Source organism: Providencia sp. (genome assembly GCF_003533305.1).
GTDB lineage: Bacteria > Pseudomonadota > Gammaproteobacteria > Enterobacterales > Enterobacteriaceae > Providencia.
The window spans coordinates 250,966-266,607 of sequence record NZ_DOEH01000016.1; the positions used below are offsets into that span (position 1 = coordinate 250,966).

Here is a 15,642-nt window from a genome sequence, read left to right on the forward strand (position 1 = left end):
GGATATGTTTCAGGTTTATCATTCTAATCAATTAGATCTATTAAAAGAGTTGATTGCTCATTTAATGGAGAATGAACCGCTTTCTCATCCTTTTGAACAAGAAATTGTTTTAGTACAAAGTCCTGGTATGTCTCAGTGGCTGCAAATTGAATTAGCTAAACGCTTTGGGATAGCTGCAAATATCAATTACCCTTTACCTGCAACTTTTATCTGGGATATGTTTCGTCGTGTATTACCTGATATTCCTAAAGAAAGTGCTTATACCAAACAAGCGATGACTTGGAAGCTAATGACTATTTTACCTGAAGTCATTGGTGAAGATGAGTTTGAACCTTTAAGACATTATCTTCAACAAGATACAGATAAACGAAAGTTACATCAATTGGCGGGGAGAGTCGCCGATTTATTTGACCAATATTTAGTTTATCGGCCGGAATGGGTGGAGAAATGGCGAAAAAATGAATTAATTGAAGGGTTAAGCCAGAATCAGTTATGGCAGAAAAGATTATGGCAGTGCCTTGTTGATTATACAAATAAGTTAGAACAGTCACCTTGGCATCGTGCAAATCTTTACCTAAGTTTTATTGAAACACTATCAGCGAACCCTTCGTTAGGTCATGCTCTTCCTAAACGTATTTTTATTTGTGGTATTGCCTCATTACCTCCTGTTTATTTACAAGCTTTAAATGCGATTGCAGAACATACAGATATACACCTTATGTTTACGAATCCCTGTCGCTATTATTGGGGCGATATTCAAAGTCATTCATTTTTGTCGAAGTTAAAACAGCGAAAATTACGCCATTATCTTGATAAACATGAAGTCTCTCGTTTTAAAATCGAGGAACATGCGCAAAATTTATTTAATGAAGATGGAGAGCAGGATGTTATTAATCCTCTGCTCGCATCATGGGGAAAGTTAGGGCGAGATAACCTTTACTTTATTTCTCAAGTAGAAGGTACAAATGAAATTTCAGCTTTTGTCGACATAACTCGGGATAGCATTTTAGCAAATTTACAGCAGGATATTTTAGATCTAGAAGATCACTCTCAGCTAGGTAAAACGATAGAAAGTTTTGAAAGCAGTAAAGACAAACGACCTATAAGCGACTTGGATGAGTCTGTGACGTTTCACTCATGTCATAGCGCTCAACGGGAAGTTGAAGTGTTACAAGATAGATTGCTAGCGCTATTTGAGCAAGATGCTGATTTAACACCAAGAGATATCATTGTGATGGTCGCTGACATTGATAGCTATGCTCCTTATATTCAAGCGGTTTTTGGTAATACTGCTTCTGCCCGTTATATTCCATTTTCTATTTCAGATAGAAAAGCGTTGCAAGCGCATCCCATCTTGCAGGCATTTATCATGTTACTTGATTTACCACAAAGCCGATTCTCAACGGAGCAAGTACTCACATTACTTGAAGTATCTGCTTTTTCTGCACGCTTTGGTATTGATGAAAGTGAATTAAGCTTATTACGCCGTTGGGTCAATGAATCAGGTATCCGCTGGGGGCTTGATGACGATAATGTTCGATCTTTAGCCTTGCCAGTGATTGGACAGAACACTTGGGAGTTTGGCTTAAGTCGAATGCTCTTGGGTTATGCTATGGATAGCCGAAATGGGCCTTGGAATGGCATTTTACCTTATGATGAATGTAGCGGATTAGCCGCACAATTAGCAGGAAAGCTAGCATTATTAGTCGATACATTAAAAGGTTGGCGTACCTTACTGGAGCAAGAGCGTACTCTTGAACAATGGAAAGATGTTTGCCGACAACTTATTGACAGTTGCTTTATGGTTGATGGCGATACTGAACTTGTATTGGCACTAGTGACTGAGCAGTGGCATAAAATTATCGACAATGCTTTAATTTCTGGTTATCAAGAAACCGTACCTTTAGGCTTAATTCGTGATGAACTTTCAATTTGTTTTGATGATGAAAAAATCAGTCAGCGATTTCTTGCGGGAGCTGTAAATTTTTGTACATTAATGCCAATGCGCTCAGTTCCATTTAAAGTTGTTTGTCTGCTAGGTATGAACGATGGCGCTTATCCTCGCAGTATTCCACCTTTAGGCTTTGATTTAATGTCGGAGAAGCCTGCCAGAGGTGATAGAAAACGCCGAGATGATGACCGCTATTTGTTTTTAGAGGCATTAAACTCTGCCGCTAGACAGCTATATATTAGCTATATCGGCTTGTCTATTCGTGATAATCAACCTTGCAATCCATCAGTTCTTGTTACTGAATTACTTGATTACATTAGCCAGAGTTTTTGCTTAGTAGGTGATAATCATCTCAATATTGATGAAAGTGCTAAGCGATTAAAACAACATTTGGTTATTCAACATAATAGAGTTCCTTTTGCTAAAGAAAATTTTATTCCTGAAACTTCTTATCAAAGTTTTGCGAACGAATGGTTACCGGCAGCAAATACAACAAGTAAAGAAGAAAAACTATTTTGTATCCCGCTTGATGAACGAGAGCCAATAACAGAAATATCTCTTGAACAATTATTGCGTTTTTATCGGCATCCAATCAGAGCATTTTTTCAGCAACGTCTTAAAGTGCATTTTTCGATTGAAGAAACTGAATTACCTGAAGATGAACCATTTATATTGGGAAGATTACAACGTTATAAAATCAATGATCGTATTTTAGATTTATTGGTTAAAGACGAAAATCCGACCCTTTTTTATCAAGCGCTTAAAGCTTCTGGTCAATTACCTGCTAAGCAGTTTGGCCAATTATTCTGGGAACAACAATTAGACGAAGTTATTCCTTTAGCTGAGAAAGTAAAAGAACATGAAGCTCAACAGTTTGATTATCAAATTGATATTGAAATTAATGGAATTAAAATAAGTGGACTTCTGAAGGATGTACAAGAAAATGGTTTACTGCGTTATCGTCCTGCCTATTTAACCGCGAATGATGGTGTACAGTTATGGATAGAGCATCTTTTATTTAACTTACGTGTTGGTAAAGGGAATAGTGTCGCTCTCGGTCGTGATAATAGTATCTGGCAATTTTCTGAAATCGAACAAAATGAAGCATTACGTTACTTAGAAGATTTAGTTTTGGGGTACTGTGAAGGTCAAAACTCTCCATTAATACTATTAAACCAAAGTGGCTGGAACTGGATATCGGCTTGCTTTGATAAAAAAACAAAACAGTACGATTTTTCTTCAGAGGAAATGCAACAAAAAGCATTATCAACATTATTACAAAGTCTTCAAGGGAGCTCAATGAAGCGAGGCGAAATGGAAGATGATTATGTGTTGAGGGCTTGTAGAAGTATTGATAGTACAATGATTCAAACACTGCTGAGAAATTCTCAGCGCTTCCTACTGCCAATGGCAGAATACTTGAAATAAAGGGAGAGCATTAAAGGATGCTACGTCTATCCAAAAATATCGCTCACTTATTCTTCTTATTTACCCTGCTTTTTTGGGGGAATGCACTTGCAGCTGAACCACTTTGGCAAGTTCTTCCTGAAACGATAAATAAAAGTGAAAGTGACTCAAGAGAGTACAAGGCAATAAAACTGAATAATGATATGACAGTTTTATTGGTATCGGATCCTAAAGCCACAAAATCGCTAGCTGCGGTTTCGTTACCTGTCGGTAGTATCGATAATCCAGATAACCAATTAGGTCTTGCTCATTATTTAGAGCATATGGTCTTAATGGGCTCTAAAAAGTACCCAGAGCCAAGTAGTTTCTCCGAATTTTTACAAAAACATGGTGGTAGCCACAATGCTAGCACTGCATCACATCGTACTGCATATTATTTTGAAGTTGAAAACAGTGCATTGCAGCAAGCTACAGATAGGCTAGCGGATGCATTAGCAGAACCTTTACTTGACCCTGTAAATGCAGATAGAGAACGTAATGCGGTAAATGCAGAGCTGACAATGGCACGCTCTCGCGATGGAATGCGCCTATGGCAAGTGCGTTCTGAAACGTTGAATCCCTTACATCCTAACTCACGTTTTGCAGGCGGAAATTTAGAAACATTAAAAGATAAGCCTAATAGCAAGTTGCAAGATGAATTGGTCAGCTTTTATAAACGTTATTATTCTGCGAATTTAATGAATGGAGTGCTCTATGGCGATCAATCTATTGATTCATTAGCTAAAATTGCACAAGATACTTTTGGGCGTATTCCTAATTTTAATGCGAGTGTTCCCTCTATAGATATTCCTGCGGTAACTGAGAAAGAAAAAGGTATTTTCATTCATTATGTTCCTGCTCAGCCACAAAAAGCGATTCAAATAGAGTTCAGCATCAAAAATAATATGGCTGATTTTCGTAGTAAAAGTGATGAATATATCGGTTATTTAATTGGTAATCGTAGTCCTGGGACATTAGCCGATTGGCTTATTTCGCAAGGACTAGCTGAGGGTATTAGTGCATCTGCATCACCAAACGCTGACCGTAACTACGGCTCATTCTCCATTTATGTCACTTTAACGGATAAAGGACTAGAAGAGCGAGATCAAATCATAGCTGCAATTTTTGCTTATATTGATTTGTTGAAAAAAGATGGCGTAAACAAAAGTTATTTTGATGAAATTGCTAATGTCCTTAATTTATCCTTTCGTTATGGCTCCATCGTTAGAGATATGAATTATATCGAATGGCTATCTGATCAAATGATTGATATGCCAGTTAATCATGTACTTGATTCTGATTATATTGCTGATAAATATGATCCTGCTGCGATTGAACAACGATTAGCCGAGCTAACAGCAAAAGAAGCAAGAATTTGGTTTATTAGCCCACAAGAGCCGAGCAATAAGAAAGCATACTTTGTTGATGCTCCTTACCAGGTAGATAAAATTTCAGCTAAACAATTTACGCAGTGGACTCAATTAGAATCGAAAATGGATTTTAGATTGCCTACATTGAACCCGTATATTGCTGATAATTTGTCATTAATTAAAACAGATAAAGCCTATAAGCATCCCGAATTTATCTATCAAGATGGCAACACTCGCGTACTGTATATGCCAAGCCAATATTTTGCTGATGAACCAAAAGCAAATATTACATTAGCACTGCGGACTAAAGAGGGTGATAAAGACGCTAAATCTCAAGTTAGTAGTGCATTACTGCAATATATATCTTCATTGAAAATGGATGAGTTGCAATATCAGGCATCTGTTGCTGGCATGTCTGTATCCGTTTCTCAAGGTGGTGGTTTGCAGCTTAATGCTAGCGGTTATACGCAGCATCTACCTGAGTTATTTTTATCCATGACGAAGCTCTATTTAACTTTTGAACCAACGCAAAGAGAACTGGTTCAAGCGAAGTCTTGGTATAAAGAACAAATAGAAGTATCAAATAACGCGAAAGCTTATGAACTGGCAATGCAACCGCTCCAACGTATTAATAGCGTACCTTATTTTGAGCAAGAACAAAGGTTAGCAGTACTTGATACTATCTCGTTGAAAGATATCACTGATTATCGTTCTTTAGTTGTAGAAAGTTCGGCCTTGCAAGCTATCGTAGTGGGTAATTTAACCGAGCAGCAAAGTATTGAGACGATAAAAAAGGCGAAAGATTTACTCAATAGTAAGGGTAAAAATTGGTGGCGCGGAGATATTGTTGTCATTGATAAAAACTATTTAGCCAATTTTCATAAACAAGGGAATAGTTCAGATAATGCGTTAGCAGAGATCTTTATTCCTGATGGTTATAACCGTATTGAAGGTGCGGTATTGTCCGGTATTTTATCTAAAATTATTCAACCATGGTTTTATGATCAACTCCGAACCAACGAGCAGCTCGGTTATGCTGTATTTACCTTTAAAGCTGGATTAGGTGATCAATGGGGAATCGGTTTCTTATTACAAAGTAATGTGAAATCGCCAGATTATCTAAATACTCGTTACCAAGAGTTTTATGCTTTAGCGTTAGATAAATTAAAGAAACTACCTGCTGATGAATTTGAGCAGTATAAACAATCGATGATTACAGAAATGAATCAGCCTCCACAAACTTTCTATGAAGAAGTTGGGCGTTATTCTTCTGATTTTTCGCGTAATATTTTTAGTTTCGATACCCGTGAAAAAGTTTTAGCTGCCCTAAGTAGTGTTACACAAGCTCAAGTTATTGCTTATTACGACAAAGCGGTGATGAAACACCAAGGATTAGCATTAACCTCTCAGGTTATTGGTCAAGGCGTAAATGCAAAAACAGGGTATGCGCAGTTAAAAGACTGGGTGCTTTATCCTAATGCTACAGAATTACAAAAGATTTTGCCTATAAAGGAAGATGCTGAGTGAGTAAAACGCAGATGAGTTCCCAATTGCTAGATGCTTTTTCATTGCCTTTGCAAGGCCAAAGATTAATAGAAGCATCAGCTGGTACAGGCAAAACCTATACAATAGGGATACTTTATCTGCGTCTTTTGTTAGGCCTTGGAGGCGATAACTCTTTTCCAAGGCCACTTAGTGTCGAAGAAATCTTAGTTGTTACCTTTACAGAGGCTGCAACTAATGAATTACGAGGGCGTATTCGTGAACGAATTCATGAAATGCGTTTGGCTTGTTTAAGAAACGGTGTTGGTTTTGAATCTAAATCTGAATATATCGAGCTGTTAAATCAATTACCCGAACAAGAACAAAGAGAGTTTGCAGCAAACTGGTTACTAGCCGCTGAACGTCAGATGGATGAAGCGGCTATTTATACTATTCATGGTTTTTGTCAGAGAATGCTTGTTAATAATGCCTTTGAATCAGGGGTGTTATTTGAACAAACTATGATTAAGGATGAATTTCCTATTCAAAAACAAGCTTGTGCTGATTTTTGGCGTCGCCATTTTTATCCTCTCGATTATTCATTAACTAAGGTCGTGCAGTCACAATGGAATGGTCCTGAAGCTCTTTTAGCGGAGATCCGTACCTTTTTACAAGGTGATATCCCATTAATTATAAATCAACCAAAACAGTCAGAAACGCTGGAAGAACGTCATTCTCGACTTATTTCATTAATTGAGTCCGTTAAATCATCATGGATATCAAATGTTGCTGATTTTGAAAAATTAATAACTGATTCTGATGTTGATAAACGCAGCTATAGCTCTCGTTTTCTACCAAGTTGGTTGGTGAAAATAAGCCAATGGGCTGGGGAAGCCACTGAGGACTATCAGCTGCCTAAAGATTTAATTCGTTTCTCTCAATCTGTTTTACATGAAAAATCAAAAAGTGGTTCAGGTCCTGAACATATTGTTTTTGAGCAAATAGAAGGGCTGCTTGGGCAATCCCTTACAATAAAAGATCTGGTTATTCCCTTAGCTATTACACAAGTAAGACAAACTATTGCTCATGAAAAGCATCGTCGGGGAGAAATGGGATTTGATGATTTACTCACTCGCTTAGATAATGCATTAAAACAAGATAGTGGAAAATTTCTTGCCGATGCAATTAGCCGACGTTTTCCTGTTGCTATGATTGATGAATTTCAGGATACAGATCCTCAGCAATATCGTATTTTTCAGCGAATATACCAAGACGTTGATAACAGTGCATTGCTATTTATTGGCGATCCAAAACAGGCTATCTATGCTTTTCGTGGCGCAGATATTTTTACCTACATTGAAGCTAAAAAACAAGTTAGTGCTCACTATACGTTAGAAACAAACTATCGCTCATCTCAGAATATGGTTGAGGCAGTTAATTTTCTTTTTAGCCATTGTGATTCTCCCTTTATCTTTGAACAAATTCCTTTTCAGCCTGTTAATTTCGCACCAAACAATCTAGGTAAGAAGTTTGTCCATGATGGTAACAATGTTAAAGCATTAACTTTTTGGCAATTAGATGCCGAAGCTGTTTCCGTTGCTGAATATGAGCAAGCAATTGCTCAGCAATGCGCCGTACAAATTGCTCAATATTTGCAGGGGGGATTGCAAGGTAATACTTATTTTTTGAATAAAGAAAATCACAGAACCCCTGTGGCCGCCTCAGATATTACAGTACTCGTTCGTAGCCGTAGAGAGGCCGTATTGATTCGTGATGCCTTGAATCGATTAAATATACCTTCCGTGTTTCAGTCTAATAGAGAAAGCGTTTTTTCTACTCAGGAAGCTAGAGATCTGCTTTGGTTACTGCAAGCTGTCATGACTCCTGAAAAGGAGCGAGTGCTGCGTAGTGCATTAGCAACAGGTATGTTTGGGTTGAATGCGAGAGAAATCGATGAACTGAATAATAACGAAAAAGCATGGGAAAAATTAGTAGATGAATTTACTCGTTATGCAACGATTTGGCATAAACGAGGGATACTTCCAATGCTACGAGTGGTTATGGCGGAGCGCCATATTGCTGAAACTTTACTATCAGGGCTTGAAGGCGAACGCCGTTTGATGGACATCATGCATATGGGAGAATTATTGCAGGAGATGTCTCTTCAACTTGAAGGTGAGCACACACTTACGCGTTGGTTAGCACAACAAATTGCACATCCTGACCATCAATCTGATGTACAACAAATGCGTCTTGAAAGTGATAAACATCTTGTACAAATTAGTACAATTCATAAATCGAAAGGGTTGGAATATAAAATTGTTTGGTTACCTTTTGCTAGTAATTTTTTACCACAGTCAAAAGGGCTTTATCACGACAGGAATGATTACGGTACAAGATTAGACTTAGATGATACTGATGAAAATGTCGCTTTAGCAGATGAAGAGCGTTTGGCAGAAGATTTACGATTACTTTATGTCGCTCTGACTCGAGCAATTTACCATTGTAGTGTGGGTATTGCTCCACTGATTAAAGGTAATCGTAAGAAAAGTGGTGAGACTGATTTACATCTATCTGCTCTTGGTTTTTTATTGCAAAAAGGGCAAGCAGGAGATAGTTCACTCTTAAAAAGTATGTTGAACGAAATAAGTAATGAAACTATTGATGTCACTATTATTAATTCGCCTGAATTTAAGCGCTTATCACTAAATAAAAATGAAAATGAAAAATTAGCGGCAAGACAAGTCTCTCACTATTTTGATGATCATTGGCGAGTTACGAGTTATTCAGGCTTAAGTTATAACGCAGGTCATACAGAAGCGGAACAAACTATTTCAGCGATACAATTTGCAAGCTCACTTGCTCCAAAAATGGATATTGAAGCCAGTATTGACGTAGAGCAACAAGAAACTAATGAAATAGCGTTAACGGCACATCAATTTCCGAAGGGGGCATCACCGGGTACATTTTTACATAGCTTAATGGAAGAAATTAATTTCTCTCAAGAAGTGCCTTTAGAATGGTTAACTGAACAGCTCGAAGCTTCTGGTTTTGGTTGCCAATGGGCTCCTATGCTGCAAACTTGGTTGGATGCAATCGTCAACGCACCACTGGCAAATGATGGATTATGTTTATCTGCTTTACAGCCTCAAGACCAGCTTGACGAAATGCAATTTTATTTACCAATTGAAACCTTGTTAGATGCTAGAGATATTGACCAAATAGCGCATAAATACGATCTGTTATCAGCGAATTGTCCACCTTTGAGTTTTGACAAGGTTCAGGGGATCTTAAAGGGATTTATTGATTTAACATTTTTTTGGAATGGTAAGTTTTATCTACTTGATTATAAATCAAATTACCTTGGTGAGGACGCATCTTGTTATACGCCAGAGGCAATGTCTGAAGCCATGATTGATCATCGATATGACCTCCAATATCAGTTGTATTCATTAGCGTTGCATCGTTATCTCAAGCAGAGGCTCCCTGACTATGATTATGAACAGCATTTTGGTGGTGTTTATTATTTATTCTTGAGAGGAATTGATAGTGCCGAGTCTAAGAATGGCATTTTTTTCCATCGCCCGTTATTAGATTTTATCAATGAGTTTGACCAACTGTTTCGCGATGCACAAGATAGGGGGCAGTGATGATGAAAGAACTCTTTAATAAAGGTATTGAAGGGCACTTATTTACCCCACTTGATGTTCAATTTGCTTATAGTATTGCTGATGATAAAAGCCCTATTCTATTAATGCTAGCCGCCTTGTTAAGTGCTGAAACGATGGCGGGTAACGTTTGTTTAGCCCTATCTGATGTGTCCGCTAATTCATTATTCGCAGGACGTCATCCTGAAATTGCAGCTGAATTTTGGCATGCTATGGGAAATCCTGATGAAGATTCTATTTATCAATCAGTTAAAGATGCAAAACCTATCTCTTTAGCGGCAGATAATAAAATAACACCGTTAGTTTTGTCTGGAGATTATTTATATTTTCAACGTATGTGGCAGCATGAGCAATGCGTTGCTGAATATTTTTCACAAACTTCTATGACTCATAGTGATAGCGATAAAGTTAAGGCTATTTTAAATGATTTATTCCCTGAAATTGATTCAGGTAATGAAATTGATTGGCAGAAAGTTGCTGCGGCTGTTGCGGTAACAAGTAAAGTTTCCGTTATTTCTGGGGGACCAGGAACGGGTAAAACAACAACGGTTGCTCGTATTTTAGCAGCACTAATCAAGTTAGAAAATAAACATGAAGGGCATATTAGGATTGAGCTTGCTGCTCCAACAGGTAAAGCAGCAGCAAGATTAACTCAGTCCTTGGGCGAGGCGATGAAATTTATGCCGCTAACTGACGATGAGCGTAAAGTTCTACCAAATCAAGCTAAAACACTACATCGCTTATTAGGTGCACAACCTGAAAGTCAGCAATTTCGCTATCATCGAGATAATCATTTAGTGCTGGATATTCTGATTATAGATGAGGCCTCAATGGTTGATTTACCGATGATGGGCAAACTAATTGAAGCACTACCTCCTGAAGCGAGGTTGATCTTTTTAGGTGATAAAGATCAGTTAGCCTCCGTTGAGGCGGGTGCTGTACTGGGAGATATCTGTCGCTTTTCTAATGTTGGATATAGCTCTGAACGCGCATCACAACTGACGTATCTTACTGGATATTCTTTGACTGATTTTAGTGCAAATGAAGGGCCTATTATTCGAGATAGCCTGTGCTTATTAAGGAAAAGTTATCGCTTTTCAGCGCAATCAGGAATTGGGCAGCTATCTTTTGCTGTTAATGAAGGGAATGCTAAACATGCGCTAAAGCTTCTCAATGAACAATTACCTGATGTACATAATTATGTGCAAGATACTCAAGAAGATTATGTTCAAATATTGCTCGATGCATCTCAGTTTTATCAAGAGTATTTATTATCTGTGAAAGCAGGTAATACAGCTGAAGAAATTTTGAATAAATTTAGTGAGTATCGTTTACTCACAGCGCTAAGAGAAGGACCTTATGGCGTTGTCGGACTTAATGATAAACTCGAAAAACTATTGCATAGACAAGGACTTATTACTCGACCGTTTAACAAGTTTAATAAACACTATGCAGGTCGGCCAATTATGATCAACCGAAATGATAGTCCGCTTGGATTATTTAATGGTGATATAGGTATTATTTTACCTGATGAAGAAGGTGCTCTTAGAGCCTATTTCCAATTTCCGGATGGCATTATAAGAGGTATTCAACCGAATCGCTTACCATCACATGAAACGGCTTATGTGATGACAGTACATAAATCGCAAGGCTCGGAGTTTGCTCATACTGCATTAGTTTTACCTAAGATATATTCTCCGGTGATCACTCGAGAGCTGGTATACACGGCAATGACTCGCGCCAAAAAAGAATTATCTCTTTATTGCTGCCCTAAAATATTACGTAGAGCGATTGAGACACCGACAAAACGGCGTAGTGGTCTTGCTTTACAATTATATACGTCATATTCAACGTCACAGGATTATTGATAAAGTAGCGTTAGTTAGCCTCTATTCTCCTTGGATTAGCTTTGTTTTTTCTTACATGGATTTTGGATCATATAGAGTAAGATAATCGATTCTTTTAATTTGCTTATTCATGATATTGAGCGGATTTTTAAAATTTAATAATAATGAGTTGAAGGTAATTATATGGATAACCCACAAGAAATGACCGCAGTGACGGTAACGCTTAATGCTAGGCTTGACCCAGAGCATCGTGCTGACTTAGAAGATGCAATTGATGAAGTCATGAAAGGTATGGAAAAGAATATTCATGTTACTGGTGGTGGAACCTTATTATCAGATAATGGTGAAGCGCAAGAATGTGATATTGAGTTGGCTTTAGCTGATGCTAATGATGAAAACATTAGTTTAATTATTCAGCTTTTTACTTCAATGTTAGCGCCAAAAGGTTCCCGCTTATTTATTCATGGTGAAGATACTAAAATTGATTTTGGTACTGACGAAGGTTTAGCGCTTTATTTTAACGGCACTGAATTATCGGATGAAGTTTATGAGAATGGTGATATCAATGAAGTGTTTGATACACTTGATGAAGCAGTTGAAGATATAGGTAGCATTCATAGTGTATGGGATGGTCCAACAGAAACCGCATTCTATTTTTATGGTACATCATTTGCGGAGATGGAAGCGGTACTTAAACCACATTTAGATACTATTGCACTTTGCCAAAAAGCGAGAATTGTACAAATCGCTTAGTAGGAATCGCTTAAAAGTGCTATGGAATACAGGGCACGTTGAATAACGTAGTGTAATTCAAGCTGCAGTAAATTAAGTAAAACTGCAGCTTGAAGAATGGTGAGTCTAATTATTTATCAGCTTGATTTTTTAAGTCTAACATTAAGATTTTAGAGCGGCGTTGATAGTTGTATAAAGCCTGCTTTTTCAATGGTAGCATCTCAATTTCTGCGGGAACAAAACCTCTTTCTTGAAACCAATGAATGCTGCGGGTCGTTAGTACAAATAATCTCTCCAGTCCAAATTGTTTAGCTTGGACGGCAACTCGATGTAATAGTTCTTCGCCACGAGCAGAACTACGATAATCAGGATGAACAGCAACACATGCCATTTCACCGAGTTTTTCTTCTGGGTATGGATAGAGTGCTGCGCATGCAATCACTAAATTATCACGTTCAATAATCGTAAATTTATCAATTTCCATTTCGAGTTGTTCTCGTGAACGCCTCACGAGGATACCTTGCTGCTCTAATGGTCTGATTAATTCTAAAATCCCACCGATATCATTGATATTGGCTCTACGGATTTGTTCTGCACTTTCCATAACTATTTGAGTGCCGATACCGTCACGAGAGAATAATTCTTGAATTAATGAACCATTTTCTTGATAGCTTAGTAAGTGGCTACGACGGACTCCTCGACGGCAGGCTTTAGCGGCTCCGCGTAAGAAGCGAACTGTACCTGAGTAATAATCACCATCAGATTCAAGCTCTTGAATACGATTTTCAGCTTCATTAGGAAATAATTCAGACAGTATATTACCGTCTTTATCTGCTACACCTTGTGAGGAACAAAAACCGATTAATTTCTCTGCTTTAATTTTTACAGCCAGTTGAGTGGCAACCTCTTCTGAGGTTAAATTAAAACTTTCCCCAGTTACTGATACAGCAACTGGGCCGATTAAAACGATTGAACCATTGTTAAGCTGATTATTAATAGCATCTTCATCAATGCGGCGAATCCTACCACTGTGGTAATAGTCAACACCGTCATCGATACCAAGAGGTTGTGCGATAACAAAGTTACCACTTACCACGTTAATATGAGCGCCTTGTAAGGGGGTGTTACTTAAGCTCATTGATAAACGCGCAGTAATATCTAATTGTAATGCACCAGATGCTTGCTTAACATATTCAAGAGTACTCGCATCGGTTACGCGAGTATGCTTATGATAAATAGCATCATAGTTGTGTTCTGATAAAATTTGTTCAATTTGTGGGCGAGCACCATAAACAACGACAATACGAATGCCAAGGCTATGCAATAGTCCTATATCATTAACAATGCTTGGAAAATTTTCATGCGCAATCGCTTCACCACCAAGCATTATAATAAATGTTTTGCCGCGGTGGGCGTTTATATAAGGAACCGAATGGCGAAATTCATCAACCAATTCGGTGCTGCGCTCTTTCATAATTACCCTCTTAAATGAATTTTTATTCGTAATTACTGTATTTTTATTCTTTTTGGCAGTAAATATCAAGTAAAAGATGGCATAAAAATAATAACAATTATATTTTTGAGGTTTACATATCTCTAAATTTAAATGTGTATTCTTAATGACAGAGTGCTAATGATTAGTTAGAGTGCTTGCATCTAGCCAATATATTGGCATTTATTCTAAAATCGTCTTATTTATCAGCTCTAGGTTCGGAATTATTGATGAGTCATCAAGATCACAGTCCATCAAAGCGCCGCCTTATACAAGGTGCGGCAGCCGTTATGTTGCTTAGTGTCAGCCCATTTGGTTTTGCTGCGAATAGCAGCATCATTGCCGTGCGTATCTGGCCGGCATCGAGTTATACCCGAGTGACACTCGAATCGAATATTCCTCTGAAATATCGTCAGTTTGTGTTGAATAATCCTGAGCGTATTGTTGTTGATTTAGAAGGTGTTCAGCTAAATAACGTACTAAAGCAGATGGGCAGCCAAATTCAGTCAAGAGATCCTTACCTTAAATTGGTAAGGGCGGGGCAATTTGATCCAAAAACAGTTCGTCTTGTTTTTGAAGTCAAAAATAAAGTTAGCCCTCAGTTTTTTACTATGGCACCTGTTTCTGAATTTAAGCACCGACTGGTGATGGATTTTTATCCAGGAAAGGGAGTTGATACTAGTGATGATCCTTTATTAGCACTTCTTGAAGATTATAATAAAGGCGATCTTGAAGAGAATATGCCTGCGCAGGCGAAAAAACCAGGTACAGCAGGTAAAGACAGGCCTATTATTATCATGATAGACCCAGGTCATGGTGGTGAAGATCCGGGCGCTATTGGAAAATATAAAACTCGTGAAAAAGATGTGGTATTACAAATCGCCCGACGTCTTAAGGCCTTGATCGATAAAGATCCAAAAATGCGTGCTTATATGACACGTAATGAAGATGTATTTATTCCGCTTAAAGTTAGAGTTGCGAAAGCGAGAAAAATGCAGGCAGATTTGTTTATTTCTGTTCATGCGGATGCTTTTACTAACCGCTCAGCTCATGGTTCTTCGGTATTTGCACTATCGACTAAAGGTGCGACAAGTAATACTGCGCGCTACCTTGCTCAAACACAAAATGAAGCTGACTTAATTGGTGGTGTGAGCAAAAGTGGAGATGTTTATCTCGACCATACTATGCTTGATTTAGTACAAACGGCGACAATTAATGATAGTTTGAAGTTTGGTGATGAAGTGATTAAGCGTATGGGTAAAGTGAATAAATTGCATAAAAACAAAGTTGACCAAGCAGGATTTGCGGTACTAAAAGCCCCTGAAATTCCATCAATTTTGGTAGAAACTGCATTTATTAGCAATTTAGAGGAAGAACGAAAGTTAAAAACAGCTAAGTTCCAACAGCAAATGGCTGAATCAATTTTCCAAGGTATAAAAGCATATTTTCGTAATGGTGGGGAGTTGGCGATTAGAAATGGATAATGTTTAGCGAAAGTAATATGCGTTTAATAACTAAATTTAAATAGGTGACAAGCTAAATAGTGAGTCGCCTTTTTTGTTTTAGATATTAAATTTTAGAATAAGTTTGGATTTTTGAATTAACTGAGATTGATACAAATAGAAAAAAATATTGGTTGCGGGGGCCGGATTTG

General features: G+C 37.8%; 7 protein-coding genes. 6 read left to right on the forward strand and 1 reads right to left on the reverse strand.

Annotation, left to right across the window (positions count from 1 at the left end):
* Nucleotides 1–4: 4 nt before the first annotated feature.
* From recC to DD649_RS10160, 5 genes are all read left to right on the forward strand, one after another.
* A complete protein-coding gene (gene recC / locus DD649_RS10140) occupies nucleotides 5–3,379 on the forward strand; it encodes an exodeoxyribonuclease V subunit gamma (protein WP_294106829.1) in 3,375 nt (1,124 codons plus the stop codon).
* Between the two features lie 17 nt (nucleotides 3,380–3,396).
* Entirely contained in the window at nucleotides 3,397–6,294 is a 2,898-nt protein-coding gene (gene ptrA / locus DD649_RS10145; protein ID WP_336430507.1) for a pitrilysin, read from the forward strand.
* Complete coding sequence (gene recB, locus DD649_RS10150; RefSeq protein WP_336430509.1) at nucleotides 6,291–9,899, forward strand: exodeoxyribonuclease V subunit beta; 3,609 nt, start codon at nucleotides 6,291–6,293, stop codon at nucleotides 9,897–9,899. The genes ptrA and recB overlap by 4 nt, the downstream gene beginning before the upstream one ends.
* A 2-nt stretch (nucleotides 9,900–9,901) precedes the next feature.
* Complete coding sequence (recD, locus tag DD649_RS10155) at nucleotides 9,902–11,785, forward strand: exodeoxyribonuclease V subunit alpha (protein WP_336430541.1); 1,884 nt, start codon at nucleotides 9,902–9,904, stop codon at nucleotides 11,783–11,785.
* Nucleotides 11,786–11,947: 162 nt separating this feature from the next.
* Nucleotides 11,948–12,517, forward strand: coding sequence for a hypothetical protein (locus DD649_RS10160; RefSeq protein ID WP_294106835.1), 570 nt, complete (start codon nucleotides 11,948–11,950; stop codon nucleotides 12,515–12,517).
* Between the two features lie 109 nt (nucleotides 12,518–12,626).
* On the opposite strand, the gene argA is transcribed toward DD649_RS10160, so the two are convergent.
* Entirely contained in the window at nucleotides 12,627–13,970 is a 1,344-nt protein-coding gene (gene argA, locus DD649_RS10165; RefSeq protein WP_294106850.1) for an amino-acid N-acetyltransferase, read from the reverse strand.
* Nucleotides 13,971–14,218: 248 nt separating this feature from the next.
* Between argA and amiC the strand changes: the two genes are divergently transcribed.
* Nucleotides 14,219–15,472: an N-acetylmuramoyl-L-alanine amidase AmiC gene (amiC, locus tag DD649_RS10170; RefSeq protein ID WP_294106852.1), complete on the forward strand. Its 1,254-nt coding sequence runs from the start codon at nucleotides 14,219–14,221 to the stop codon at nucleotides 15,470–15,472.
* Nucleotides 15,473–15,642: the final 170 nt, after the last annotated feature.

Coding starts and splice junctions, on each gene's coding strand:
- recC (WP_294106829.1), top strand. CDS start 5: ATGTTTCAGGTTTATCATTCTAATCAATTAGATCTATTAAAAGAGTTG.
- ptrA (WP_336430507.1), top strand. CDS start 3,397: ATGCTACGTCTATCCAAAAATATCGCTCACTTATTCTTCTTATTTACC.
- recD (WP_336430541.1), top strand. CDS start 9,902: ATGAAAGAACTCTTTAATAAAGGTATTGAAGGGCACTTATTTACCCCA.
- DD649_RS10160 (WP_294106835.1), top strand. CDS start 11,948: ATGGATAACCCACAAGAAATGACCGCAGTGACGGTAACGCTTAATGCT.
- argA (WP_294106850.1), bottom strand. CDS start 13,970: ATGAAAGAGCGCAGCACCGAATTGGTTGATGAATTTCGCCATTCGGTT.
- amiC (WP_294106852.1), top strand. CDS start 14,219: ATGAGTCATCAAGATCACAGTCCATCAAAGCGCCGCCTTATACAAGGT.